22 protein-coding genes are annotated in these 22,488 nt (G+C 70.8%); 4 read left to right on the top strand and 18 right to left on the bottom strand.

Translation table 11 applies throughout. The features are described 5' to 3' along the window. Positions 1-6: 6 nt before the first annotated feature. On the top strand, positions 7-930 hold the full coding sequence (locus tag HHL10_RS24195) for a LysR family transcriptional regulator (protein ID WP_169162974.1): 924 nt from the start codon (positions 7-9) through the stop codon (positions 928-930). On the opposite strand, the gene HHL10_RS24190 is transcribed toward HHL10_RS24195, so the two are convergent. The 5 genes from HHL10_RS24190 to HHL10_RS24170 are packed head-to-tail and all read right to left on the bottom strand — an operon-like array spanning position 927 to position 5,642. Beyond that, the gene (locus tag HHL10_RS24190) at positions 927-2,141 is read right to left on the bottom strand and encodes a benzoate/H(+) symporter BenE family transporter (protein ID WP_169162973.1); all 1,215 of its coding nucleotides are present in this window, start codon (positions 2,139-2,141) and stop codon (positions 927-929) included. The two genes, HHL10_RS24195 and HHL10_RS24190, sit on opposite strands and share 4 nt — an antisense overlap. A gap of 57 nt (positions 2,142-2,198) precedes the next feature. Beyond that, positions 2,199-3,008 (bottom strand): 3-oxoadipate enol-lactonase, encoded by an 810-nt coding sequence (gene pcaD, locus HHL10_RS24185; protein WP_235971769.1) that lies wholly within the window; start codon positions 3,006-3,008, stop codon positions 2,199-2,201. A gap of 12 nt (positions 3,009-3,020) precedes the next feature. After that, on the bottom strand, positions 3,021-4,226 hold the full coding sequence (gene pcaF / locus HHL10_RS24180) for a 3-oxoadipyl-CoA thiolase (protein WP_169162971.1): 1,206 nt from the start codon (positions 4,224-4,226) through the stop codon (positions 3,021-3,023). A 23-nt stretch (positions 4,227-4,249) separates the two neighbouring features. Then, positions 4,250-4,891 carry a 3-oxoacid CoA-transferase subunit B gene (locus HHL10_RS24175; RefSeq protein ID WP_169162988.1) on the bottom strand — a complete coding sequence of 214 codons (642 nt, stop codon included), beginning with the start codon at positions 4,889-4,891 and terminating at the stop codon, positions 4,250-4,252. A gap of 49 nt (positions 4,892-4,940) precedes the next feature. Beyond that, positions 4,941-5,642 carry a 3-oxoacid CoA-transferase subunit A gene (locus tag HHL10_RS24170; protein ID WP_169162970.1) on the bottom strand — a complete coding sequence of 234 codons (702 nt, stop codon included), beginning with the start codon at positions 5,640-5,642 and terminating at the stop codon, positions 4,941-4,943. Positions 5,643-5,825: 183 nt separating this feature from the next. Between HHL10_RS24170 and HHL10_RS24165 the strand changes: the two genes are divergently transcribed. Further along, positions 5,826-6,635 carry an IclR family transcriptional regulator domain-containing protein gene (locus HHL10_RS24165; protein WP_169162969.1) on the top strand — a complete coding sequence of 270 codons (810 nt, stop codon included), beginning with the start codon at positions 5,826-5,828 and terminating at the stop codon, positions 6,633-6,635. A gap of 6 nt (positions 6,636-6,641) precedes the next feature. Here HHL10_RS24165 and HHL10_RS24160 read toward each other — a convergent pair whose 3' ends face one another. Continuing rightward, positions 6,642-7,646 carry an aldo/keto reductase gene (locus HHL10_RS24160; RefSeq protein ID WP_169162968.1) on the bottom strand — a complete coding sequence of 335 codons (1,005 nt, stop codon included), beginning with the start codon at positions 7,644-7,646 and terminating at the stop codon, positions 6,642-6,644. 200 nt (positions 7,647-7,846) lie between these two features. Between HHL10_RS24160 and HHL10_RS24155 the strand changes: the two genes are divergently transcribed. Beyond that, positions 7,847-8,164, top strand: coding sequence for a BON domain-containing protein (locus tag HHL10_RS24155; RefSeq protein ID WP_169162967.1), 318 nt, complete (start codon positions 7,847-7,849; stop codon positions 8,162-8,164). A gap of 36 nt (positions 8,165-8,200) precedes the next feature. On the opposite strand, the gene HHL10_RS24150 is transcribed toward HHL10_RS24155, so the two are convergent. Next, positions 8,201-9,229, bottom strand: coding sequence for a carbohydrate porin (locus HHL10_RS24150; RefSeq protein WP_169162966.1), 1,029 nt, complete (start codon positions 9,227-9,229; stop codon positions 8,201-8,203). A 399-nt stretch (positions 9,230-9,628) separates the two neighbouring features. Between HHL10_RS24150 and HHL10_RS24145 the strand changes: the two genes are divergently transcribed. Beyond that, complete coding sequence (locus HHL10_RS24145; RefSeq protein ID WP_169162965.1) at positions 9,629-9,865, top strand: hypothetical protein; 237 nt, start codon at positions 9,629-9,631, stop codon at positions 9,863-9,865. On the opposite strand, the gene HHL10_RS24140 is transcribed toward HHL10_RS24145, so the two are convergent. From HHL10_RS24140 to HHL10_RS24090, 11 genes are all read right to left on the bottom strand, one after another. After that, positions 9,778-10,743 carry a glucokinase gene (locus tag HHL10_RS24140; RefSeq protein ID WP_169162964.1) on the bottom strand — a complete coding sequence of 322 codons (966 nt, stop codon included), beginning with the start codon at positions 10,741-10,743 and terminating at the stop codon, positions 9,778-9,780. The genes HHL10_RS24145 and HHL10_RS24140 overlap by 88 nt on opposite strands. An 11-nt stretch (positions 10,744-10,754) precedes the next feature. Next, positions 10,755-12,446: a glycoside hydrolase family 13 protein gene (locus HHL10_RS24135; RefSeq protein ID WP_169162963.1), complete on the bottom strand. Its 1,692-nt coding sequence runs from the start codon at positions 12,444-12,446 to the stop codon at positions 10,755-10,757. Then, a complete protein-coding gene (locus tag HHL10_RS24130; protein WP_169162962.1) occupies positions 12,443-13,579 on the bottom strand; it encodes an ABC transporter ATP-binding protein in 1,137 nt (378 codons plus the stop codon). The genes HHL10_RS24135 and HHL10_RS24130 overlap by 4 nt, the downstream gene beginning before the upstream one ends. Before the next feature lie 33 nt (positions 13,580-13,612). Next, entirely contained in the window at positions 13,613-15,259 is a 1,647-nt protein-coding gene (locus tag HHL10_RS24125; RefSeq protein WP_169162961.1) for an alpha-glucosidase family protein, read from the bottom strand. Positions 15,260-15,263: 4 nt separating this feature from the next. Beyond that, positions 15,264-16,106, bottom strand: a complete 843-nt coding sequence (locus tag HHL10_RS24120) for a carbohydrate ABC transporter permease (protein ID WP_169162960.1) — start codon at positions 16,104-16,106, stop codon at positions 15,264-15,266. Beyond that, entirely contained in the window at positions 16,103-17,083 is a 981-nt protein-coding gene (locus HHL10_RS24115) for a carbohydrate ABC transporter permease (protein WP_235971768.1), read from the bottom strand. The genes HHL10_RS24120 and HHL10_RS24115 overlap by 4 nt, the downstream gene beginning before the upstream one ends. Before the next feature lie 35 nt (positions 17,084-17,118). Beyond that, complete coding sequence (locus tag HHL10_RS24110) at positions 17,119-18,387, bottom strand: ABC transporter substrate-binding protein (protein ID WP_169162959.1); 1,269 nt, start codon at positions 18,385-18,387, stop codon at positions 17,119-17,121. 207 nt (positions 18,388-18,594) lie between these two features. After that, positions 18,595-19,953 (bottom strand): NAD(P)/FAD-dependent oxidoreductase, encoded by a 1,359-nt coding sequence (locus tag HHL10_RS24105; RefSeq protein WP_169162958.1) that lies wholly within the window; start codon positions 19,951-19,953, stop codon positions 18,595-18,597. An 8-nt stretch (positions 19,954-19,961) separates the two neighbouring features. Further along, complete coding sequence (gene gpmA, locus HHL10_RS24100) at positions 19,962-20,708, bottom strand: 2,3-diphosphoglycerate-dependent phosphoglycerate mutase (protein WP_169162957.1); 747 nt, start codon at positions 20,706-20,708, stop codon at positions 19,962-19,964. A gap of 4 nt (positions 20,709-20,712) precedes the next feature. Beyond that, on the bottom strand, positions 20,713-22,128 hold the full coding sequence (gene pyk / locus HHL10_RS24095; RefSeq protein WP_169162956.1) for a pyruvate kinase: 1,416 nt from the start codon (positions 22,126-22,128) through the stop codon (positions 20,713-20,715). A gap of 93 nt (positions 22,129-22,221) precedes the next feature. After that, positions 22,222-22,455: a hypothetical protein gene (locus HHL10_RS24090; RefSeq protein WP_169162955.1), complete on the bottom strand. Its 234-nt coding sequence runs from the start codon at positions 22,453-22,455 to the stop codon at positions 22,222-22,224. Between the last annotated feature and the right edge of the window lie 33 nt (positions 22,456-22,488).

Raw genomic sequence — 22,488 nt, 5'->3', positions numbered from 1 at the left:
CATGAAATGGAACTGCGTCACCTGCGCTATTTCGTGGCCGTCGCCGACGAGCAGAGCTTCACGCGCGCGGCGGAGCGGCTGCACATCTCGCAGCCGCCGCTGAGCCGGCAGATCCAGGATCTGGAGGAGGAGCTGGGCACCGCGCTGTTCGAGCGCGGCTCGCGGCCCTTGAAGCTGACCGAGGCCGGGCGCTTCTTCTACGGCCACGCCACGCGGCTGCTGGAGCAGGCGGCACAGGCCACCCGGGCCACGCGGCGCGTGGCGCGCATGGAGCGGCGCCTGGTGATCGGCTTCGTGGCCTCGACCATGTACGGCGCCATGCCGCGGCTGGTGCGGCTGTTCCGCGCCGAGCGCCCGCAGACGGAGCTGTCGCTGGTGGAGATGTCGACGCTGGACCAGTTGGAAGCCCTGAAGACGGGCCGCATCGACGTGGGTTTCGGGCGGCTGCGGCTGCGCGATCCGGCCCTCAGGCGCGAGGTGCTGCGCGAGGAGCGGCTGGTCGCCGCCATACCCATAGAGCATGCTCTAGCAATTCCAGAGCAACCCATTATTCTCGCCGCATTGGCAAATGAGGAAATACTGGTTTACCCTAAAACTCCGCGCCCCAGTTATGCGGATCAAGTGTTATCCCTATTTCGGGACCAGGGCCTGGAGCCCGCAGCCGTGCACGAGGTGCAGGAAATCCAGACCGCGCTGGGTTTGGTCGCGGCCGGGATGGGGATTTGCGTGGTGCCCACCGGCGTGAGCCGGCTGCGGCCGGACGAGGTGGTGTACCGGCCCCTGAGCGACCCGCAGGCGGTGTCGCCCATCGTCATGAGCACGCGGCTGCATGACCAGAACGAGGACCTGGCGCTGCTGCGCGCGCTGATCGACCGGGTCTATGCCGAGCAGGGCTACCGGCGCGCGGCGGATGCGGGCCAGCCGCTCTAGCGGCTGACGGCCCCGCGCGCGGGCGCGGTGGCGGGCGCGGCCGCCGACGGCGCCCGCTTCCAGCCCAGCACCGCATGGGCGCCAGCGCCGATGACCACGCCCCAGAAGGCCGAACCCAGGCCCATGAAGCTCATGCCCGAGGCGGTGGCGAGGAAGGTGATGATGGCCGCCTCGCGGTGCTCGGGGTCGCTGGCCGCGCCCAGCACGTTGGCGGTGATGGCGCCGATCAGCGCCAGGCCGGCCAGCACCGCGACGAACTCCGCCGGCAGCGCGGCCAGCAGCCCGATGAGGCTGCCGCCCAGGCAGCCGCCCACCAGGTAGAACACCCCGTTGGCGATGCCGGCCACGTAGCGGCGGCCGGGGTCCTCGTGCGACTCGCGCCCGGTGCACAGCGCCGCCGTGATGGCGGCCAGCACGATGGTGATGCCGCCCAGCGGCGCCACCAGTGCCGAGGCCACGCTGGTGGCCGCCAGGATGGGCTTGGCCGGCGTGCCGTAGCCGGCGCTGCGCAGGATGGCCATGCCCGGCAGGAACTGGCCCGTGAGGCTGACGATGACCAGCGGCAGCGCCAGGCTCAGCGTGGAGGCCCAGCTCCAGGACGGCGCGATGAGCACCGGCCGCGCCAGGCTGAAGCTCACGCCCTGCCATTCGAAGCGGCCCAGCGCCGCCGTCAGCGCCACGCCCAGCGCCAGCACGATCACCAGGTGGTAGCGCGGCCAGCAGCGCTTGGCCACGAGGTAGCCCGCCACCATGCACAGCGTGAGCAGCGGCATGGTCTGCACGGCCTTGAAGGCGCCGGCGCCGAACTGGAACAGGATGCCGGCCATCATCCCGTAGCACACGCCCTTGGGAATGCGCTGCGTGAGCCGGTCGAAGGTGCCGGTGATGCCGATCAGGAAGATCAGGCCCGCGGCCGTGAGGTAAGCGCCAACGGCCTCGTGCAGCGAGAGCGAGGGGAACAGCGTGATCAGCAGCGCCGTGCCCGGCGCCGACCAGGCCGTGATCACCGGCACCTTGAGCCACCAGCTCAGCGCGATGCCCGACACCGCCGCGCCCAGCGAGATGCCCAGCACCCAGGAGGCGATCATCTCCGGCGGCGCATGCGCCGCGCGCGCGGCCTGGAAGAAGATCAGCAGCGGGCCGGCATAGGAGATCAGCACGGCCAGGAAGCCGGCCGTGGCGGCCGAGACGGACCAGTCGCGTCGAAGCATGGGTGTCTCCTCCCCGTGGTTTTCTGATTCAGGGGCGGGCCTTGCGCCCGCCCGGGCTCAGGCGCGCAGCGTGGCCAGCCAGTCGTGCAGCGCCTCGCGGAAAGCCACCGGCTGCTCCAGCACGCTCAGGTGCGAGGCCTCGGGCAGCACCACCAGCCGCGCGCCCGGGATGCCGGCGGCGATGGTGCGCGCCATGTCGGGCGGCGTGCCCTGGTCCAGCGCGCCGGCCAGCACCAGCGCCGGCACGCGGATGCCGGGCAGCCGCGCGGTCGTGTCCACCTCGGCGATGGCCTGGCAGCAGGCGATGTAGCCCTGCGCGTCGCAGCGCAGCACGCGCTCGCGCCAATGCGCCACGGTGCCGGGCTGCTGGGCGTGGAAGCCCTCGTGGAACCAGCGCTGCAGCGCGCCGTCCACGATGGCTTCCAGGCCGCCCTCGCGGATGCCGGCGATGCGCTGGGCCCAGCCGGCCCTGGCCTCGGCCGGATAGCCGGAGGTGGTGTTGGCCAGCACCAGCGCCTGCACCTTGGCCGGATGGCGCAGCGCCAGCTCCTGGCCGACCATGCCGCCCATCGACAGCCCGATCCAGACCACGGGACCCAGCGCCAGCTCGTCGATCAGCCGCGCCGCGTCGTCGGCCAGCCCGGCCATCGTGTACGGGCCCGCCGGCGCCTCGCTGCCGCCGTGGCCGCGCTGGTCGTAGCGCAGCACGCGGCCATGCTCGGCCAGCTGCGGCGCCAGCGCGTCCCACATCGTCAGGTCGCAGCCCAGCGCGTGGGCCAGCACGAAGGTGTGGCGCGGCGCCTGGCCGTCGCGCGGGCCCTCCACGCGGTAGCGCAGGCGGGGACTGCTGTGTGTCAACGCATCCATGGGCATGCCTCCTCAGACGCGCTCGACGATGAGGGCGATGCCCTGCCCCACGCCGATGCACATGGTGCACAGCGCATAGCGCCCGCCCGCGCGCTGCAGCTGGTTCACGGCCGTCGTCACCAGCCGCGCGCCGCTGGCGCCCAGCGGGTGGCCCAGCGCGATGGCGCCGCCCCATGCGTTGACGCGCGGGTCGTCGTCGCGCAGCCCCAGCTCGCGCAGCACCGCCAGGCCCTGCGCCGCGAAGGCCTCGTTGAGCTCGATCACGTCCATCTGCTCCAGGCTCAGCCCCGTGAGCTGCAGCACCTTGCGCGTGGCCGGCGCCGGGCCGATGCCCATGATGCGCGGCTCCACGCCGGCCGTGGCCATGCCCACCACGCGCGCGCGCGGCGTCAGCCCCTGGCGCGCCGCGGCGGCTTCACTGGCCAGGATCAGCGCGCAGGCGCCGTCGTTGACGCCCGAGGCGTTGCCGGCGGTGACGCTGCCGTCCGGGCGCACCACGCCCTTGAGCTTGGCCAGCGCTTCCATCGAGGTCTGGCGCGGGTGCTCGTCCTTGGCGACGACCAGGGCCTCGCCCTTCTTCTGCGGCACCGTCACCGGCGTGATCTCGGCGTCGAAGAAGCCGGCTTCCTGCGCCGCCACGGCCTTCATCTGGCTGGCCAGCGCCATCTTGTCCTGGTCCTCGCGCTCGATGCCGAACTGCTGCGCCACGTTCTCCGCCGTCTCGGGCATGGAGTCCACGCCGTAGCGCTCCTTCATCAGCCGGTTGACGAAGCGCCAGCCGATGGTGGTGTCATACACGGCGTTGTCGCGGCTGAAGGCCGAGGTGGCCTTGGGCATGACGAAGGGCGCGCGGCTCATGCTCTCCACGCCGCCGGCCACCATCAGCTCGGCTTCGCCCGCCTTGATGGCGCGCGCGGCCGTGCCCACGGCGTCCATGCCGGAGCCGCACAGGCGGTTGACGGTGCTGCCGGGCAGGCTCAGCGGAAGCCCGGCGAGCAGCAGCGACATGCGCGCGACGTTGCGGTTGTCCTCGCCGGCCTGGTTGGCGCAGCCGTAGATCACGTCGCTGACGGCGTCCCAGTCCAGGCTGGGGTGGCGCGCGGCCAGCGCCCGGAGCGGCACGGCGCCCAGGTCGTCGGCGCGCACGGAGGAGAGGCTGCCACCGTAGCGACCGAAGGGCGTGCGCAGCGCGTCGCAGATGTAGGCGTGTCGGGTCATGGTTGTCTCCGCAAGTATCGTGATCAGGCCTGCTTCAGGGTCACGCCGGGCGTGAGCGCCTGCAGGTCGCGCAAGGTGAGGCCGGGAGCCAGGTCGATGACGGTGGCCTCGCCACCGGCCAGCTCGATGACGGCCAGGTCGGTGTAGAGGCGGCTGACGCAGCCCAGGCCCGTGAGCGGGTAGCTGCATTCGGCCACCAGCTTGGCCTGCCCGCCCTTGGTGAGGTACTCCATCATCACGAAGGTCTTCTTGGCGCCGATGGCCAGGTCCATCGCGCCGCCCACGGCGGGAATGGCGTCCGGCGCGCCGGTGTGCCAGTTGGCGAGGTCGCCCCGGGCCGAGACCTGGAAGGCGCCCAGCACGCACACGTCGAGGTGGCCACCGCGCATCATCGCGAAGCTGTCGGCATGGTGGAAAAAGCAGCCGCCCGGGCGCAGCGTCACGGGCTGCTTGCCGGCGTTGATCAGGTCGTAGTCCTCCTCGCCGGGCAGCGGGGCCGGGCCCATGCCGATGACGCCGTTCTCGGAGTGCAGCACCACTTCCTTGTCGGCCGCAAGGTGGTTGGCGACAGCGGTGGGCAGGCCGATGCCGAGGTTGACGACGGCGCCGTCGGGAATGTCCTGCGCGACACGCGCGGCCATCTGCTCGCGCGTCCAGCGCGACAGGGCGGGAGGGGTCGGGATGGCTTGGTGGCTCATGGTGAAACTCCCTGGATCACGCCGCGCGCTTGAAGCCGCCGGCGGAGGTGGCGACGCGCTCGACGGGCACGACGCGCTGCACGAACACGCCCGGGGTCACGACCGCCTCGGGGTCCAGGCTGCCGAGCTCGACCACCTCGTGCACGGTGGCGACGGTGGTCTTGGCCGCCATGGCCATGACGGGACCGAAGTTGCGTGCCGTCATGCGGTAGGTCAGGTTGCCCCAGCGGTCGCCGCGCTCGGCCTTGATAAGCGCGAAGTCGGCATGGATGGGCGACTCCAGCACGTACATGCGGCCGTTGATCTCGCGCGTCTCCTTGCCCTCGGCCAGCGCCGTGCCGTAGCCGGTGGGCGTGAAGAAGCCGCCGATGCCCGCGCCCGCGGCGCGGATGCGCTCGGCCAGGTTGCCCTGCGGCACCAGCTCCAGCTCGATCGCGCCGCTGCGGTACAGCGCATCGAAGTGGTGGCTGTCGGCCTGGCGCGGGAAGGAGCAGATGATCTTGCGCACGCGCTTGAGCGACAGCAGCTTGGCCAGCCCGGTGTCGCCGTTGCCGGCGTTGTTGTTGACGATGACCAGCTCGCGCGCGCCGGTGTCGATCAGCGCGTCGATGAGCTCGTTGGGCTGCCCGGCGGTGCCGAAGCCGCCGATCATCACCGTCGCGCCGTCACGCACATCGGCCAGCGCCGCCGCGGCCGTGGGAACGATCTTGTCGATCATGGAAGTGCCTGTGCAGGGGAGGCCAGCGCGGACCACGGCTTGACCTCGGGTCTTCAGAATGTTCTAATTGCGAACATTGATTCGCAATTCGAACAGATAAGGCGCGCAGACTACGGCCGCGCCGCTGTCCCTGTCAAGGCAAGGCCGAGGCGCGCGTGCGCCCAGAGCAGTGAGGAAAAGCCCATGGCCACGAGGAAATCCGCGTCCGAGGACGCCGGCGAGAGCGAGGAGCTCAAGCCCAGCGACAGCTACGTGCAGTCCTTCGCGCGCGGGCTGGAGGTGCTGCGCAGCTTCGGCGCGGGCGCGCCGGCACAGACGCTGTCCGAGGCAGCCGAGCGCGCGGGGCTGACGCGCGCGGGGGCGCGCCGCATCCTGCTGACGCTGCAGACGCTGGGCTACGTGGAGCAGGACGGACGCCAGTTCCGCCTCACGCCCAAGGTGATGGAGCTGGGCTTCGCCTACCTCAGCGCCCAGCCCTGGTGGCACCTGGCGCAGCCGCTGATGGAGGAGCTGACGCAGGAGCTCCAGGAATCCACCTCGGCCGCGGTGCTCGACGGCGACCAGATCGTCTACGTGCTGCGCGTGCCGGTGCAGAAGATCATGTCGATCAACCTGGGCGTGGGTTCGCGGCTGCCGGCCTGGAGCACGTCGATGGGCCGCGTGCTGCTGGCCAACCTGGCCGAGGACGAGCGCGAGCGGCGCGTCCAAGCCATGCCGCTGGAGCCGCTGACCCCGAAGACCACCACCGACCCCGAGAAGCTGCTGCGCACGCTGGCGCAGGTGCGGCGCCAGGGCTGGGCCCTCGTCAACGAAGAGCTGGAGCTGGGCCTGATGTCGCTGGCCGTGCCGATCCGCGACCGTGCCGGCCGGGCGGTGGCCGCCATCAACGTCAGCAGCCGGCCGCAGCGGCAGTCGGCCGCGGAGATGCAGCGGCGCTGCCTGCCGGCGCTGCAGTCGGTGGCCGAGCGCATCAGCGCCATGATGCCGGGGTGACGGCGCTCAGACCGGCTCCAGGCCGCCCAGCATCCGCTCGATGGTTGCCAGCTCATCGGCGTTGAACGCCAGCCCCCGCAGCGCGCCCACCGCGTCGTCGATCTGGGCCACGCGGCTGGCGCCGATGAGCACCGAGCTCATGCCGGCATGGCGCAGCACCCAGGCCAGGGCCAGCTGCGCCAGCGTCTGGCCGCGCGAGCGCGCCAGCTCGTCGAGCTGCCGCACCACCGCCAGCCGCTGCGCCGTCACGTCCTGCGGTGTGAGAAAAGCGCCCCGGGCGGCGCGGGAGTCGGCGGGGATCGCGCCGTCGAGGTAGCGGTTGCTCAGCAGCCCCTGCGCCAGCGGCGAGTAGGCGATGCAGCCGACGCCCTCCTGCGCCAGCGCGTCCAGCAAGCCCTGCTCGATGCGGCGGTCGAACAGGCTGTAGCGCGGCTGGTGGATCACGCAGGGCGTGCCCAGCCCGCGCAGCAGCGCCGCCGCCTCGCGCAGCAGCGCCGGCGGGTAGTTCGACAGCCCCACGTACAGCGCGCGCCCGCTGCGCACGGCGTGGTCGAGCGCGCCCATGGTCTCGGCCAGCGGCGTCTCGGGGTCGGGACGGTGGTGGTAGAAGATGTCCACGTACTCCAGCCCGAGGCGGCGCAGGCTCTGGTCCAGGCTGGACAGCAGGTACTTGCGCGAGCCGCCGTCGCCATGGGGTCCCGGGCCCATCCGGTAGCCGGCCTTGGTCGAGATGATCAATTCGTCGCGGTGCGCCGCCAGGTCGCGGCGCAGGATCTCGCCCATCGTGCGCTCGGCCGAGCCCGGCGGCGGGCCATAGTTGTTGGCCAGATCGAAATGCGTGATGCCCAGGTCGAAGGCATGCCGCACCAGGGCACGCGCGTTGTCGAAGCGATCGACCTCGCCGAAGTTGTGCCACAGGCCCAGCGAGACCGCGGGCAGCTTCAGGCCGCTGTGGCCGCAGCGGCGGCAGGGCATGGCGTCGTAGCGCGTGGATGCGGGGCGGTAGTCCATTTCATGTTCCTCTGGGTCAGATCGGGCCAGCGCCTTGCTGGCCGGGTTCATCGGTGCCGCCATGGCGGCGCGGCGCTCGATGCCATTGCCTCGCTTGCCGTGGGGCCATGGCGCTGTGCCACCCTTGGCGTGCCGCCGACACGAAGCGGCATCCAGCCGATCCAGGAGCCTCGTCGCTCACCCGGAACTCAGGAGCAGCCATGAAGAAGCAACGTCCGACTCCCCTGGCCTCTCTGGCAAGTCTTGCCCTCGCGGCGCTCGCGTTCACCGGTGTCGCGCAGGCCACGACGCCGGCCGACGGGCAGCTCGCCCAGCAGGTCGAGCAGGCCCTGCGCGAGGCGAAATTGCGGCATGCCGCCGTGCAGGCCGTGGTGGTGGACGGCAAGGTGAGCCTGCGCGGCTGGGTCGATGCGCCCAACGACGTGCTGCGAGCCATGCAGCTCGCCGCCGCCGTGCCCGGCGTCGAGGGCGTCACCAGCGACCTGCGCACCTGGCGCGCGACCGAACGCCATTTCTGAGCCCGCGCGTGGGCACCGCATCGCCGCCGCGCCGGCTCAGAACGCCGCGAAGGTGTAGTTGAAGCGTACCCGGATCGCCTTTTCCGTGGCCTTGCCCGAGCCGCCCAGCCCGGCCGAGAAGGCGTCGGCCGAAGAGTGCGACCAGGACAGGGCCGGCGTGACGTAGGCGTCCTTGATGCCGAACAGCGAGAACTGCCAGCCCACGCCGACGGTGCTGAGCTTCTCGGTGCGCCGGCCCGGCGCTTCCGGGTCGATGCGGCCATGCTCCAGGTGCACCCAGGGGCCGCGCGGGACGGTGTAGTTCGCGGCGATCACCGAGCTCTTCCACAGCCCCTCGGCCTTGCCGGCCGCCAAGTTCAGGTTGAGGATGCCCGGGCCGATCGCCTTGCTCGCCGTCAGGCCCAGGCCGCGCAGGTCCGCGAAGCGGGCCGTGCCGGAGCCGGCACCGCCGTCGCTGAGGCGGCCGATCTCCAGCCCGGCCCTCACCACCAGCCCGTTGCCGGCGTAGCTCAGCACCGGGCGCAGCCCTTCCGCCTGCCCGGCCGCCAGGTTCGAGGCCACCCGGGTCTCGGCCAGGCCCAGCTCCAGGTTCACGCCCTCGGCCAGCTTCACGTTGCCGGCCAGGTGCACCACGTTGCCGGACGCGCCGCCGAAGCGGCCGCGGATGAAGTTGGCGCGGTACAGGCCGCTGCCGGCCCGGTTGAGCACCGTGTCGCGCCCCTGCGGGAACAGGTCCGCGGCCTCGAAGCGGCCCAGCTTCAGGTCGGCGCGCTCGGTGCCCGCCTGCACCCACATGTCGTCCGTGGCCGTGCCGCCGTCCTTCTTGGCCAGGAACGTGGCCTTGCCGGCCACGAAAGCGTCGCCCAGCGTGGTCTTGCCCATCAGGTTCAGCTCGACCCGCCCGCCCTGCGTGGCACCCACGTCGTTGTTCTGGTGCGTGGTGTCGACCTCGACGTTGGCATCGCCCTTGAAAGCCACCGGAGACGGCGACTGGCTGTAGGCCGCCCCCGCACTCCAAAAGCTCACCAGGGCGAGCAGGACGGGACGAACAGGGCGGTACGGCATGGCGGATGTCTCCTGGTCTGAATCGGTGAAGCGGTCGGCCGCGAAGCGCGTCCTTGAGGCTGCGCGTCGGTTACTCTTTTTCAAAGCGCTTTTGATAAAGAATCAAGCAAGTCAGGCCTAGGGACAGAGAACTCAATCCCGCTGCCTGCCGTACTTCAAAGCGCTTTTGTCATCGCACTTTAGTTAAACCAAAGCGCTTTGGAATGAGGGTTGTCGCTAGGTCAGATCACGAATCAAGCCCCCCATGGGAGCGGCAGCCTCACGTCGCCCATCCATGCCAAGGCGAGGCAAAAAGGCGGATGAAGTGCAAGCAGGCAACGCCGTGGCGCGGATCGGACAACAGATATTAGGGTTTACCCTATATTGCTGACCCATCTTCACTGCCCACGCGGAGCCGTCATGCTGTTCTCGACCCTGTTCACGCGCCTGAGCCGGCACTTGAGCCGATTGGCGTTCGACGAGGCCCGGCAGCGCCTGCTGGCGCTGGCGGACCACTACGAGCCCACCCAGCCCTCCTATGCCGCCGACCTGCGCGAGACGGCGCTGCGTCACGCCCCGTCCAGCGCGCGCGCCGCGCCGCGCAGCGCGGGCGACTGGCACGCCTGGATCACGAACACCGGGACTGCGGCCAGGTAAGCCCTGAAGCGGCCCTTGGCCTCGAAGCGTTCGCGAAACGGCGAGGCGTCGAGGAAGCGGCCCAGCCGCGGCGGGATGCCGCCGCCCAGGTAGACGCCGCCGCGCGCGCCCAGCGTCAGCGCCAGGTTGCCGGCCACCGTGCCGAGGAAGGCACAGAACAGGTTCAGCGCCTCCACGCAGCGCGCGTCGCTGTACGCCAGCGCCGCGGCGGTGATGTCGGCCGCGGTCAGTGCCGGTGCGACATCGCCGGGAGCGTCGATCGTCCCCAGCGCCGCGTGCAGATCCACCAGGCCCTGGCCGCAGACGGCACGCTCCGCCGACACGTGGCCGTGGCGCCTTGCCAGTTGCGCCAGCACCTGTTGTTCGCGCGAAGCGCACACCGCCAAGGTGACATGGCCGCCCTCGCCCGCCAACGCGACGTGGCCGCCACGGCCGTCGGGCAACAGCCCCGACACGCCCAGCCCCGTGCCCGGCCCGATCAGCGCGATGGGCGCATCCGGCTGGGCCGCATCGCCGCCCAGCTGCCGCAGCTCATCAGGCTGCAGATCCGGCAGGGCCAGCGCCAGGGCCGTGAAGTCGTTGAGCACTTTCAACTGCTCAAAGCCGAAGCGTGCCTGCAGCGCCGAGATGGAGAAAGTCCAGTGGTGGTTGGTCATGCGCACCTGGTCGCCCAGCACCGGATTGGCAATGGCGATGGCGCAACGCTTCGGCGCGGGCCGGCCCAGCCGCCGCAGGATCTCCCGCAGCGCGTCCTCCAGGCCCGCGTATGCCGCGCAGGGCAGCGTGGCGACGTCCACGATCGGAGCACCCGCCTGCGCCTGCCAGGCGAAGCGGGCATTGGTGCCGCCGATGTCGGCCAGCAAACGGGCTTGTTCCATGGCGCCCCCCGTCACAGCCGGTAGGCCCGCGCCTCGTAGGGACGCAGGGTGAATGAGCGGATGTCGCTGCCTTCATCGACCGGGTAGTTGGCGATCAGCAGCTCCGGCCTGTCGAAGCTGAAGTCTTCGGGCAACTCGCAGCGCGGCGTGCCGCTGCCGAAATTGCAGATCACCAGCAGCCGCTCCGCGCCCAGCGTGCGGGTGTAGGCATAGATCTCCGGGTGTTCAGGCAACAACAGCTCGTAGCGGCCGTGCACCACCACCGGCAGCGTGCGGCGCAGCTCGATCAGGCGCCGGTAGTGGTGGAACACCGAGCCCGGGTCGGCCAGCGCGCGCTGCGCATTGATCTCGCGGTAGTTGGGATTCACGCCGATCCAGGGCGTGCCGCTGCTGAAGCCGGCGTTGGGGCCGTCGTCCCATTGCATGGGCGTGCGCGCGTTGTCGCGGCTCTTGGCGTGGATGGCGGCCATCACCTGCGCCGGGTCCATCCCCCGCTCGTGCACCGCCTCGCGCCACAGGTTCAGCGTCTCGATGTCGCGGTACTCGGCGATGGAGTCGAAGCGCACGTTGGTCATGCCCAGCTCCTCGCCCTGGTAGATGTAGGGCGTGCCCTGCAGCAGGTGCAGGAAGGTGCCGAGCATCTTGGCCGACTCCACGCGCCAGCGGCCATCGTCGCCGAAGCGCGACACCGGGCGCGGCTGGTCGTGGTTGGAGAGGTAGAGGCTGTTCCAGCCGCGGCCGTGCAGCTCCCGTTGCCAGCGCGACATCGTGGCCTTGAGGTCGAGCAGGTCCAGGCCTTTCAGCCCCCACTTGCCCAGGCCCAGCGCCGGGTCGGTGTCCAGGTCCACATGCTCGAACTGGAACAGCATGTTGAGGAAGCCGTCCTCCTCGTGCGTGAGCTGGATGCCGTGCTCGGGCGTCGCGCAGGGCGCCTCGCCGACCGTGATCAGGTCGTAGCGGGAAAGCACCTCGTGCTTCATCTCGCACAGGAACTCGCCCAGGCGCGGCCCGTGGAACACCAGCGGCCCAGGCACCTGCCAGCGCCGCTGCGGCGCTGTCACGGGCGCATCGGGCAGGCCAGGCGCCTTGGAGATCATGTTGATGACGTCCATGCGGAAGCCGTCCACGCCCTTGTCCAGCCAGAAGCGCATGAGCGCGTACACCTCCTGGCGCAGCTGGGGGTTCTCCCAGTTCAGGTCGGGCTGCTTCTTCGAGAACAGGTGCAGGTAGTACTCGCCCGTGGGCTCGTGCAAGGTCCAGGCCGGGCCGCCGAAGGCCGAGGCCCAGTTGTTGGGCTCGGCGCCCTCGCGCGGCGCTCGCCAGATGTAGTAGTCGCGGTAGGGGCTGTCCTTGCTCTTGCAGGCCTCGACGAACCACGGGTGCTCGTCGGAGCTGTGGTTGACCACCAGGTCCATCACCAATTTCAGCCCGCGCGCGTGCAGGGCGTCGAGCAGCGCGTCGAAGTCGGCCATGGTGCCGAACTCGCCCATGATGGCGCGGTAGTCGCTGATGTCGTAGCCGTTGTCGTCGTTGGGCGACTGGTAGACGGGCGACAGCCACACCACGTCCACGCCCAGCGCCTTCAGGTAGTCCAGCTTGGCCGTGATGCCGCGCAGGTCGCCGATGCCGTCGCCATCGCTGTCGCGGAAGCTGCGCGGGTAGACCTGGTAGACCACGCTGTCCTTGAACCACGGCTCCTTCATGCCGGCAGTTCCACCGTGCGCCGGCAGGCCAGGCCCTGGGTATCGAAGAGGTGCAGCTGGTCGGGCCGCAGCCGCAGCGTCATGCGCTGGCCCGGGGCCTGCGTGGCGGCGCCTTCGCAGCGCACCGTCATGGTGGGCAACGGCGCGCCGGCGTTGACGTAGAGCAGCGAGGCATCGCCCAGGCGCTCCACGTGCAGCAGGCTCACCGGCAGCGCCGCACCCTCGCCCTGGTCCGCCACCACCACGTGCTCGGGCCGCACCCCGAGCTGCACCTCGGCGCCGCGCTCCAGGTGCCGCGCATCGGCGGCCACGCGCATGCGCTGGCCGGCAAGCTCCACCTCCGCATGGCCGGCCTCGGCATGGACCAGCCGCGCCGGCAGTACGTTCATCTTGGGCGAGCCGATGAACTCGGCCACGAAGCGGCTGGCCGGGCGGTGGTAGAGCATCATCGGCGAGCCCACCTGCGCCACGCTGCCGCGTTGCTCGATCAACGGCCCGGCGTGCAGCAGCACGATCTTGTCGGCCAGCGTCATGGCCTCGACCTGGTCGTGCGTCACGTAGATCATGCTGGCCGAGCCCAGGTCCTTGTGCAGCTTGGCGATCTCCAGCCGCGTCTGCACGCGCAGCGCCGCGTCCAGGTTGGACAGCGGCTCGTCGAACAGGAACACCCTGGGCTCCTTGACGATGGCGCGGCCGATGGCCACGCGCTGGCGCTGGCCGCCCGAGAGCGCCCGCGGCAGCCGCTCCAGCAGCGGCGTGAGCTGCAGGATCTCGGCGGCGGCCTTGACCTTGCGGTCGATGGCCGCCTTGTCCGCGCCCAGCGTGCGCAGCCCGAAGGCCATGTTCTCCGCCACCGTCATGTGCGGATAGAGCGCGTAGCTCTGGAACACCATGGCCACGCCGCGCTTGGCCGGCGGCAGGTCGTTGACGCGCTGGCCGCCGATGAGCAGGTCGCCGGAGGAGATGTCCTCCAGCCCGGCGACCATGCGCAGCAGCGTGGACTTGCCGCAGCCCGAGGGCCCGACGAAGACGCAGAACTCGCCGCTGCCGATCTCGATGTCGGCGTCGTTGATGGTCAGGGGCAGCCCCGGCGCATAACGCTTGCGAACCTGCCGGAAGTCGATGCGGGTCATGGTTGTCTCCTCGGTGGTGGTGGCGGTCGGGCCTCAGCCCAGGCGGGCGAACATCACGCCCCAGGGATCGAAGTGAAGGGTGCCGTTGTCCAGGCGCGCGCCGTCGGCGCCGCTGTCGTGCAGGACCTCGGCGGGCGCCAGCCCTTGCGGCAGCGCCAGCGTCGCGGGCGCGCCGCTGAGGTTGAAGGCGCACAGCACGCGCTGGCCGTGGTGCTCGCGCACATGGGCCAGCACCTGCGCGTGGCGCGGCAGCAGGTGCATGTCGCCCTTGACCAGCGCCTTCTGGCCGCGGCGCCAGTGCAGCAGGCGGCTGTAGTGCTGCAGCAGCGAGCCCGGCTGCGCCCACTGCCGCTCCACGGCCAGGGCGCGGTGCGATTCCGCCGGCGGCAGCCACGGTTTCACCTGGCCGCTGCCGAAGCCCAGGTCCGGGCCCTGGTCCGACCAGGGCATGGGCGTGCGGCAGCCGTCGCGGCCCTTGAACTCGGGCCACATCGTGATGCCGTAGGGGTCCTGCAGGTCCTCGAAGGCGATGTCGGCCTCGGGCAGGCCCAGCTCCTCGCCCTGGTAGATGCACACGCTGCCGCGCAGGCTCAGCAGCAGCGCCGCGGCGGCGCGCAGCTGGGCCGGCGACGGTTCACCGCCGCCCCAGCGCGTGGCCACGCGCATGCAGTCGTGGTTGGAGATGGCCCAGCAGGCCCAGCCGTCGCCGGCGATGCGCTGGAAACGCTCGATCAGGTCGTGCAGGTAGGGCGCGTCGTGCGCCGAGCCCAGCAGGTCGAAGCAGTAGGCCATGTGCAGCTTGTCGCTGCCGCGCGTGTAGTCGGCCACCATGGCCAGCCCGGCCTCGTCGCCGATCTCGCCCACCATTGTGGTGTCGTGGTACTGGTCCACCAGATCGCGCAGCCGGCGCAGGAAGCCCAGCGCCTCGGGCTGGCTCTTGTCGTGGCGGTGGATCTGCCACGAATAGGGGTTGATCGAGGGTGCCGTTGCGTCCTCGACGGTCGGCATGCCGCGGCCCGGGTTGTCGCGCAGCTGGGCGTCGTGGTAGCAGAAGTTGATGGCGTCCATGCGGTAGCCGTCCACGCCCAGCTCCAGCCAGAAGCGCACCGTCTCCAGCAGCGCGTCCTGCACCTCGGGGTTGTGGAAGTTGAGGTCCGGCTGGCTGGTCAGGAAGTTGTGCAGGTAGTACTGGCGCCGGCGCGTGTCCCACTGCCAGGCGCTGCCGCCGAACACGCTGAGCCAGTTGTTGGGCGGCGTGCCGTCGTGCTTGGCGTCGGCCCAGACGAACCAGTCGGCCTTGGGGTTGTCGCGGCTGCTGCGGCTCTCGGCGAACCACGGGTGCTGGTCCGAGCAGTGCGACAGCACCTGGTCGATCACCACTTTCAGATTCAGCTCATGCGCGCGCCGCACCAGGGCCCTGAAGTCGTCCAGCGTGCCGTACATCGGGTCGACATCGCAGTAATCGCTGATGTCGTAGCCGAAATCCTTCTGCGGGCTCTTGAAGAAGGGCGACAGCCAGATCGCGTCAGCGCCGAGCCGGGCGATGTGCTCCAGGCGCGCCGTGATGCCCGGCAGGTCGCCGATGCCGTCGCCGTTGCTGTCGGCGAAGCTGCGCGGATAGACCTGGTAGATCACGCCGCCGCGCCACCATTCGTTGTTGGATGCCTTGGGCTTGTGCATGGAATTACCCCTTGACGGCCCCGGCGGTCAGGCCGGAGACGATCTTGCGTTGGAAGACGAGGACGAGGCCGATCAGGGGCAGGGTGACGAGCACCGAGGCGGCCATGATCTTTCCCCATGGGATGTCGTACAGGCTGGCCCCGCTGATGAGCGAGATCGACACCGGCACGGTGCGCTCGTTGTTGTCGAGCACGAAGGTGAGCGCGAACAGGAACTCGTTCCAGGCCGCGATGAAGGCCAGCAGCCCGGTGGACACCAGCGCCGGCCACAGCAGGGGCAGGAACACCTGCCGAATGATGCGCAGCGGCCCGCAGCCGTCCATGATGGCCGCCTCCTCCAGCTCCTTGGGCAGCTGCTTCATGAAGGTGGTCAGCACCCACACCGTGAAGGGCAGCGTGAAGATCAGGTACGGCAGCACCAGCCCGGCGGCCTGGTTGTAGAGGCCCAGCGCGCGGATCAGCTCGAACATGCCGGCCAGCACCGCCACCTGCGGGAACATCGACACCGCCAGGATCGTCACCAGCAGCAGCCCGCGCCCCTTGAAAGGAATGCGCCCCAGCGCGTAGGCGGCCGTGACGCCCAGCGCCAGCGACAGCGCCACCACCGCCACCGACACGCCGACGGAGTTCAGCACGTGGCGCAGGAAAGGCTGCTCGCCGCCCGACAGCAGCGAGGCGTAGTTCTCCAGGCTGGCGTTGGCGGGCCACAGGCTGGGGTCGAACAGCGCGCTGCCGGTCTTGAACGAGGTGGAGACCGCGTACAGGAAGGGATAGACCGAGACGATGGTGACCAGGGCGGCCAGCCCGTAGACCACGGCGGAGCCGAAGGTCGAGCGTTGGGTATTCATGCGTCCTCCAGACGGCGGGAGCGGGCCAGGCGCATGACGAGGATGGTTGCCAGGCCGATCATCAGGAACAGCACGGTGGAGGCGGCGGAGCCGTAGCCCATGTAGCCGTTGTCCACCATCTCGCGGCGCACGAAGCCGGACATGCTGATGGTGCTGGCGTTGTTGGACGTGAGCACGAAGATCAGGTCGAACACGCGCAGCGCATCGAGCAGCCGGAACACCACCGCCACCATCAGCGCCGGGCGGATCAGCGGCAGCGTCACGCGCCAGAACACGCGCAGCGGATGCACGCCGTCCACGCGCGCGGCCTCGTAGCAATCCTTGGGCAGCGTCTGCAGCGCGGCCAGGATCAGCAGCGCCATGAAGGGCGTGGTCTTCCACACGTCCACCGCCACCACGGTCCACATCGCGAAGGCCGGGTCGGCGGTCCAGGCGATGGGCTGGTCGATCAGCCCGGCCGACAGCAGCAGGTGGTTGATGACGCCGAACTGGTCGTGCAGCATCCAGCCCCACATCTTCGCGGACACGATGGTGGGGATGGCCCAGGGCACCAGCACCGCGGCGCGCACCAGGGCGCGGCCCTTGAACTCCTGGTTCAGCAGCAGCGCCACGCCCAGGCCGAACAGGGTTTCCAGCAGCACCGAGGCCAGCGCGAACTTGAGCGTGTTGGCGATGGAGACGCCCCAGTCGCTGGCCCAGAAGCCCTCGGTGTGGTTCGGGTTGAAGAACAGTCCGAACTCGCCGAAGTAGTTGCCCAGGCCGACGAACTGCGCCACGCCGGGGTCGTTGATGTTGGCATCGGTGAAGCTGAACCAGATCGTGCGCGCCAGCGGCCACAGGGCCACCGCCGCAAGCGTGATCAGCATCGGCGCCAGGAACAGCCAGGCGGTGCGCGTGCGCTGCGCCAGCAGCGGCTTGCGCGACCCGCGGGAACGGGCCGCGGGCATGACCCAGGTGGTGCGCAGTCTTTGCAGCATGGCAGGTGCCTCCTGCGGGGCGTTGCGGAGGGAGCTCACCACTTGCCGCGCTTGATCTGGTTGAGACGGCCTTCGAGGCGCTTGACGGCGTCCTCGGCGCTGGCCTTGCCCGACATCACGTCGTGCGCGGTGTTCCACAGCGCCTGGCTGACCTCGGGGTACTTGGCGCCGGTGACGGTGGAGGGACGCGGCACGGCATTGACCATGACCTCGTACATCTCGGCCATGAAGGGATTGGCCGCCAGCACGTCCTTGTCCTGGTAGAGCTCCGGCATGGTCGGGTTGAAGGAGTACTTCACGGCGCGCTCCTTCTGGATCTCGCGGCTGCTGAGGTACATCACCAGGTCGGCCGCGACCTCGGGGTTCCTGGAGTACTTGCTCACCGCCCACTGCCAGCCGCCCAGCGCGGCGGCATGCTGGCCCTCGCCGCCGCCGCGCGGCAGCGGCGCCACGCCGACCTTGCCCTTCACGGCGCTGTCCGCGCCCTGCCCCAGCGACCAGGCGTAGGGCCAGTTGCGCATGAAGGCGGCCTTGCCGTTCTGGAACACGCCGCGCGCGTCCTCCTCGGCGTAGTTCAGCACGCCCTTGGGCGCGATGGTGCCGGGCCAGGACGCGGCCATCTTGAAGGCCTGCACGGTGGCCGGGCTGTTGACCGTGACCTTGCCGCCGGCATCGACGATCTGGCCGCCGAAGCTGCTGATCCACTCCAGCGCGTTGCAGCTCAACCCCTCGTAGGCCTTGCCCTGGAACACGTAGCCCTGGAAGTCCGCGGCGCCGGCGGCGCGCTCGCCGTCCTGGATCTTCTTGGCGGCGGCGCCCAGCTCTTCCCACGTCGCCGGCGGCTGCAGGCCGTACTTCTGCAGCAGGTCCTTGCGGTAGTACAGCATGCCGGCGTCGGACATGTTGGGCATGGCCAGCAGCTTCCCGTCCACCGTGTTGTTGGCCACGATGGCCGGGAAGTGGCTCTTCTCCGCGCCCTTGCTGTAGGGCTTGAGATCGAGCAGGTGGTCCTTGATGACGCCGGGCCAGACCACGTCGATGTTGAGCACGTCCAGGTCGCTGGACTTGGCCGCGAACATCTGCCGGAACAGCGACAGGATGTCCGTGCTGGAGCTCGGCATGGTGAAGATCTTCACCGTGTGCCCGGTCTTGGCCGCCCACTGCGCCGAGTGGCGCTTGCAGTTCTCGAAATCCACGCCGACCGAGGCGCAGGAAATCGTCACCGTCGCCGCCTGGGCCGCGCCCACCGACGCCAGCGCCGCCACGACTCCCACGCTGCCCACGAAGCGATACAGAACCTTCATGCCGATGTCTCCTGCGGAATAACTAAAGCGGTTTGGATTATTCGGCCAAAGCGCTTTGGGACGGCTTGGCACTTACCCTGAGCCCGATCATTCAGGCGGCGCTGGGTACGGCGCGCATGCGGCGCCCGGCCCTGGCGCAGCCGGCGCCCGAGCAGGAGCAAGCCGCGCAGCCGCCAAGGGCGCGGGGGCCTCCAAAGCGCGCCGCGCTCAATGCAGCTTCACCCGCGGCCCGGTGCGGCCGCCGATCCAGCGCGCCAGCGTGTCCAGCGCCACCTTGGCCCAGCCGTGCAGGCTCAGCTCGTGGCGCTTGTAGAGCGACCGGTACATGGCCAGCGCCAGCCGGCCCTCCACGCGCAGGCCGTCGCCGCACACGCCCGCCAGCATCTCGCCCAGCGCGCCGTGGTGTCCCAGCGAGACCAGCGAGCCGAAGTCGCGGTAATGGAACTCGCGCAGGGGCTGCCCGGCCAGCCGGAGCCGCATCTGCCGGGCCATGTGCCGCGCCTGCTGCTGCGCCGCCTGTGCGCGCGGCGGCACCAGGGCGTCCGGGCCGGCCGCCGGCCAGGGGCAGGCGGCGCAGTCGCCCAGGGCAAAGACATGATCGTCGCGCGTGGCCTGCAGCGTGGGCCGCACCCGCAGCTGGTTGATGCGGGTGCTCTCCAGGCCGCCCAGGTCCTTCAGCACCTCGGGCGCCCGCACGCCCGCGGCCCACACCACCAGCTCGGCGGCGATGGGCCGGCCGTCGGCCAGCCGCACGCCCTCGGGCAGCACCTGCGCCACCCGCGTCCCGGTGTGCACCTGCACGCCCTGGCGCTCCAGCAGCGCCTGCGCGGCCTGCGACAGGCGCGGCGCCAGCGCGGGCAGCACGCGGTCCGCGGCCTCGATCAGGTGCAGCCGGATGTGCCGGTCCGGGTCGATGCGGTCCAGCCCGTGCGCCACCAGCTCGCGCGTGCTGCGGTGCAGCTCCGCCGCCAGCTCCACGCCGGTGGCGCCGGCGCCGATGATCACCACCTGCAGCTGCGCGGGCCGCAGCGGCTGCGGCTGGGCATGGGCACGGATGCAGGCGTTCACCAGCCGCTGGTGGAAGCGCCGCGCGTCCGCGGGCGACTCCAGCTTCAGCGCATGCTCGCTCACGCCCGGGGTGCCGAAGTCGTTGCTCTGGCTGCCCAGCGCCAGCACCAGCGTGTCGTAGCCGAAGCGGCGTGCCGGCGTGACCTGGCGCCCCTCGCCATCGATGAAGGCCGCGACCCGGACCTCGCGCCGCGCCCGGTCCAGCCCTGTCAGCTCGCCGATGCGGTAGCGGAAGTGGTGGCGGTGCGACTGCGCCAGGTAGTCCACCTCGTGCAGGCCCGGGTCCATGGAGCCGGCCGCGATCTCGTGCAGCCGCGGCTTCCAGACATGCGAACGCTGCTTGTCGATGAGCGTGACCTCGGCCCGGCCCCGGCGGCCGAGCCCGTCGCCCAGCAGCGTGGCGAGTTGCAGCCCGGCGGCGCCGCCGCCGACGATGACGATGCGGTGCGCCGCGGACGCTCCCGCGGCGGCCGGCAAGTCTCCAGGGATGTGCGCCATGGCGACGCTCAGGTGGCGGCCCGGCCCTGGGCCGCCACCGCGCGCAGGGAGGCCTCGATCGCGGCGGCGTCGCCGAGGTAGCCGTGGCGCAGCGGCCGCAGCCCGGCGTCGAGCTCGTAGACCAGCGGCTGCCCGGTGGGCAGGTTGAGCTCGGCGATGGCCGCGTCCGACACCCCGTCCAGGATCTTGATCAGCGCGCGCAGGCTGTTGCCGTGCGCGGCGACGATCACGCGCCGGCCGCCGCGCAGCGCCGGCGCAAGGGTGTCGCGCCAGTACGGCAGCACGCGCTCCACCGTGTCCTTGAGGCATTCGGTGCGCGGCACGGCCCCGCCCAGCTCGCGATAGCGCGGGTCGCCGGCCTCGTGCCGCGGATCGCCGGCCTCCAGCGCCGGCGGCGGCTCGTCGTAGGCGCGGCGCCAGCGCTGCACCTGTGCTTCGCCGAACCGCGCCGCGGTCTGCGCCTTGTTCAGGCCCTGCAGCGCGCCGTAGTGGCGCTCGTTCAGGCGCCAGCTCGGCTGGACGGGAACCCACATGCGGTCCATCTCTTCCAGCACGGTCCACAGCGTCTTGATGGCGCGCTTCTGCACCGAGGTGAAGGCCAGGTCGAAGTCGAAGCCGCGTGCCTTGAGCAACTGGCCGGCTGCGCGCGCCTCGGCCAGGCCCTGCTCGCTGAGTGGCACGTCGGTCCAGCCGGTGAAGCGGTTTTCCTGGTTCCAGACCGATTCGCCGTGGCGCAGGAGAACGAGTTGATGCATGGGATCAGGCCTCCGTGATGTGCAGCAGGTTGGTGGTGCCGGCCGTGCCGAAGGGCATGCCGGCGGCAATGGCGATGGGGGCGCCCGGCGCGGCGAAGCCCTGCGCGCGCGCCACGGCGCGGGCGGTCTCGACCATGCCGGCCACGTCGTGGATGCCCTCGCCCACATGCACGGCGTGCACGCCCCAGGCCAGCGCCAGCCGCCGCGCCATGGGCAGGTGCGGCGTGATGCCCAGCACCGGCGCCACCGGGCGCTCGCGCGCGGCGCGCAGGCTGGTGGCGCCGGAGCGCGTGTAGGTGACCAGCGCGGCGATGGGAATCAGGTCGGCCGCCTGCCGCAGCGAGGTGCAGATGGCATCGGCCACGCCGGCCACCGGCGCCACGTGCGAGGCGTCGATGACGGTGCGGTAGTACGGGTCGGATTCGACCTCCCGGATGACGCGGTCCATCATCGCCACCGCCTCCACCGGGTAATGGCCCGAGGCCGACTCCGCCGACAGCATCACCGCGTCGGCACCGTCGTAGACGGCGGTGGCCACGTCCGAGGCCTCGGCGCGGGTGGGCACCGGGGCGTTCACCATCGACTCCAGCATCTGAGTCGCGACGATCACCGGTTTGCCGCTGCGCCGGCAGGCGCGCACGATGCTCTTCTGCAGCCGCGGCACGGCTTCGGCCGGCAGCTCCACGCCCAGGTCGCCGCGCGCCACCATCACCGCGTCGGACTGCTCGACGATGGCGTCCAGGCGCTCGATCGCCGCCGGCTTCTCCAGCTTGGCCAGGATCGCGGCGCGCCCCCGCACCAGCGCGCGCAGCTCCTGCATGTCCTCGGGCCGCTGCACGAAGGACAGCGCCACCCAGTCGATGTCCAGGCCGAGGCCGAAGTCCAGGTCCTGGCGGTCCTTGGCCGTGAGCGCCGAGATCGGCAGCAGCACGCCGGGCACGTTCACGCCCTTGCGCTCGGACAGCGCCCCGCCGGTCACGACGCGCGTGTGGGCGTGATCCAGGCCGCAGTCCTGCACCCGCAGGCGCAGCTTGCCGTCGTCGAGCAGCAGCTCGGCGCCGGGCTCCAGCGCGGCGAAGATTTCCGGGTGCGGCAGGCTCACGCGGGTCGCGTCGCCCGGCGCCGGGTCCAGGTCCAGGCGGAACGCGGCCCCGGCCTCCAGCGCGACGGGGCCGGCAGCGAAGCGGCCGATGCGCAGCTTCGGACCCTGCAGGTCGAGCAGGATCGCGATCGGGCGCCCCGTCTCCTGCTCCACGCGGCGGATGAGCGCCACGCGCTCGCAGTGGTCGGCATGGCTGCCGTGACTGAAGTTGAGGCGGAACACGTCCGCGCCGGCCTCGAACAGCGCGCGGATGGTGTCGAGGGAAGAACTGGCCGGACCGAGGGTCGCGACGATCTTGGCTTGTCGTTGACGGCGCATCTGGGCTTCAGGCACGGTGGCCTGCCTTTTCGGTGGGGTGAAGGAACATCGGTGGGCACCGCGGCAAGGGCGCCGCGGCGGCGGGCGCGGCGCTCAGGCGCCGCAGGCCTGGGCGGCCGGATGCCGGCGCAGCAGCTCGGCGCTGCAGCGGCGCAACAGGGAGGACTCGCTGGACAGTCCGAGGCGGGCACAGTCGCCCAGGTAGCCGGCATCGCGGCACAGGCGCGTGAGGTCGATGCGCCAGCCCAGGCCGGCCATCAGCCACTTGAAGTCCACCAGCGCCAGCAGGCTGTCGTCGCCCTCGCCCATGACCGGTACTGCGTCCATGTGAGCTCCTCGTCCGTACGTGCCGCTCGGCCC

The organism is Azohydromonas caseinilytica, from assembly GCF_012927045.1.
GTDB lineage: Bacteria > Pseudomonadota > Gammaproteobacteria > Burkholderiales > Burkholderiaceae_C > Azohydromonas > Azohydromonas caseinilytica.
Note: the sequence above shows the minus strand (reverse complement) of the source record. Positions and strands in the feature narration are given on the sequence as shown.

Coding starts and splice junctions, on each gene's coding strand:
- pcaF (WP_169162971.1), bottom strand. CDS start 4,226: ATGACCCGACACGCCTACATCTGCGACGCGCTGCGCACGCCCTTCGGT.
- HHL10_RS24190 (WP_169162973.1), bottom strand. CDS start 2,141: ATGCTTCGACGCGACTGGTCCGTCTCGGCCGCCACGGCCGGCTTCCTG.
- HHL10_RS24120 (WP_169162960.1), bottom strand. CDS start 16,106: ATGAATACCCAACGCTCGACCTTCGGCTCCGCCGTGGTCTACGGGCTG.
- HHL10_RS24115 (WP_235971768.1), bottom strand. CDS start 17,083: ATGCTGCAAAGACTGCGCACCACCTGGGTCATGCCCGCGGCCCGTTCC.
- HHL10_RS24170 (WP_169162970.1), bottom strand. CDS start 5,642: ATGATCGACAAGATCGTTCCCACGGCCGCGGCGGCGCTGGCCGATGTG.
- pyk (WP_169162956.1), bottom strand. CDS start 22,128: ATGCGCCGTCAACGACAAGCCAAGATCGTCGCGACCCTCGGTCCGGCC.
- HHL10_RS24195 (WP_169162974.1), top strand. CDS start 7: ATGGAACTGCGTCACCTGCGCTATTTCGTGGCCGTCGCCGACGAGCAG.
- HHL10_RS24090 (WP_169162955.1), bottom strand. CDS start 22,455: ATGGACGCAGTACCGGTCATGGGCGAGGGCGACGACAGCCTGCTGGCG.
- HHL10_RS24125 (WP_169162961.1), bottom strand. CDS start 15,259: ATGCACAAGCCCAAGGCATCCAACAACGAATGGTGGCGCGGCGGCGTG.
- HHL10_RS24105 (WP_169162958.1), bottom strand. CDS start 19,953: ATGGCGCACATCCCTGGAGACTTGCCGGCCGCCGCGGGAGCGTCCGCG.
- HHL10_RS24130 (WP_169162962.1), bottom strand. CDS start 13,579: ATGACCCGCATCGACTTCCGGCAGGTTCGCAAGCGTTATGCGCCGGGG.
- HHL10_RS24135 (WP_169162963.1), bottom strand. CDS start 12,446: ATGAAGGAGCCGTGGTTCAAGGACAGCGTGGTCTACCAGGTCTACCCG.
- HHL10_RS24165 (WP_169162969.1), top strand. CDS start 5,826: ATGGCCACGAGGAAATCCGCGTCCGAGGACGCCGGCGAGAGCGAGGAG.
- HHL10_RS24140 (WP_169162964.1), bottom strand. CDS start 10,743: ATGGAACAAGCCCGTTTGCTGGCCGACATCGGCGGCACCAATGCCCGC.
- HHL10_RS24155 (WP_169162967.1), top strand. CDS start 7,847: ATGAAGAAGCAACGTCCGACTCCCCTGGCCTCTCTGGCAAGTCTTGCC.
- HHL10_RS24110 (WP_169162959.1), bottom strand. CDS start 18,387: ATGAAGGTTCTGTATCGCTTCGTGGGCAGCGTGGGAGTCGTGGCGGCG.
- HHL10_RS24145 (WP_169162965.1), top strand. CDS start 9,629: ATGCTGTTCTCGACCCTGTTCACGCGCCTGAGCCGGCACTTGAGCCGA.
- HHL10_RS24150 (WP_169162966.1), bottom strand. CDS start 9,229: ATGCCGTACCGCCCTGTTCGTCCCGTCCTGCTCGCCCTGGTGAGCTTT.
- gpmA (WP_169162957.1), bottom strand. CDS start 20,708: ATGCATCAACTCGTTCTCCTGCGCCACGGCGAATCGGTCTGGAACCAG.
- pcaD (WP_235971769.1), bottom strand. CDS start 3,008: ATGGATGCGTTGACACACAGCAGTCCCCGCCTGCGCTACCGCGTGGAG.
- HHL10_RS24160 (WP_169162968.1), bottom strand. CDS start 7,646: ATGGACTACCGCCCCGCATCCACGCGCTACGACGCCATGCCCTGCCGC.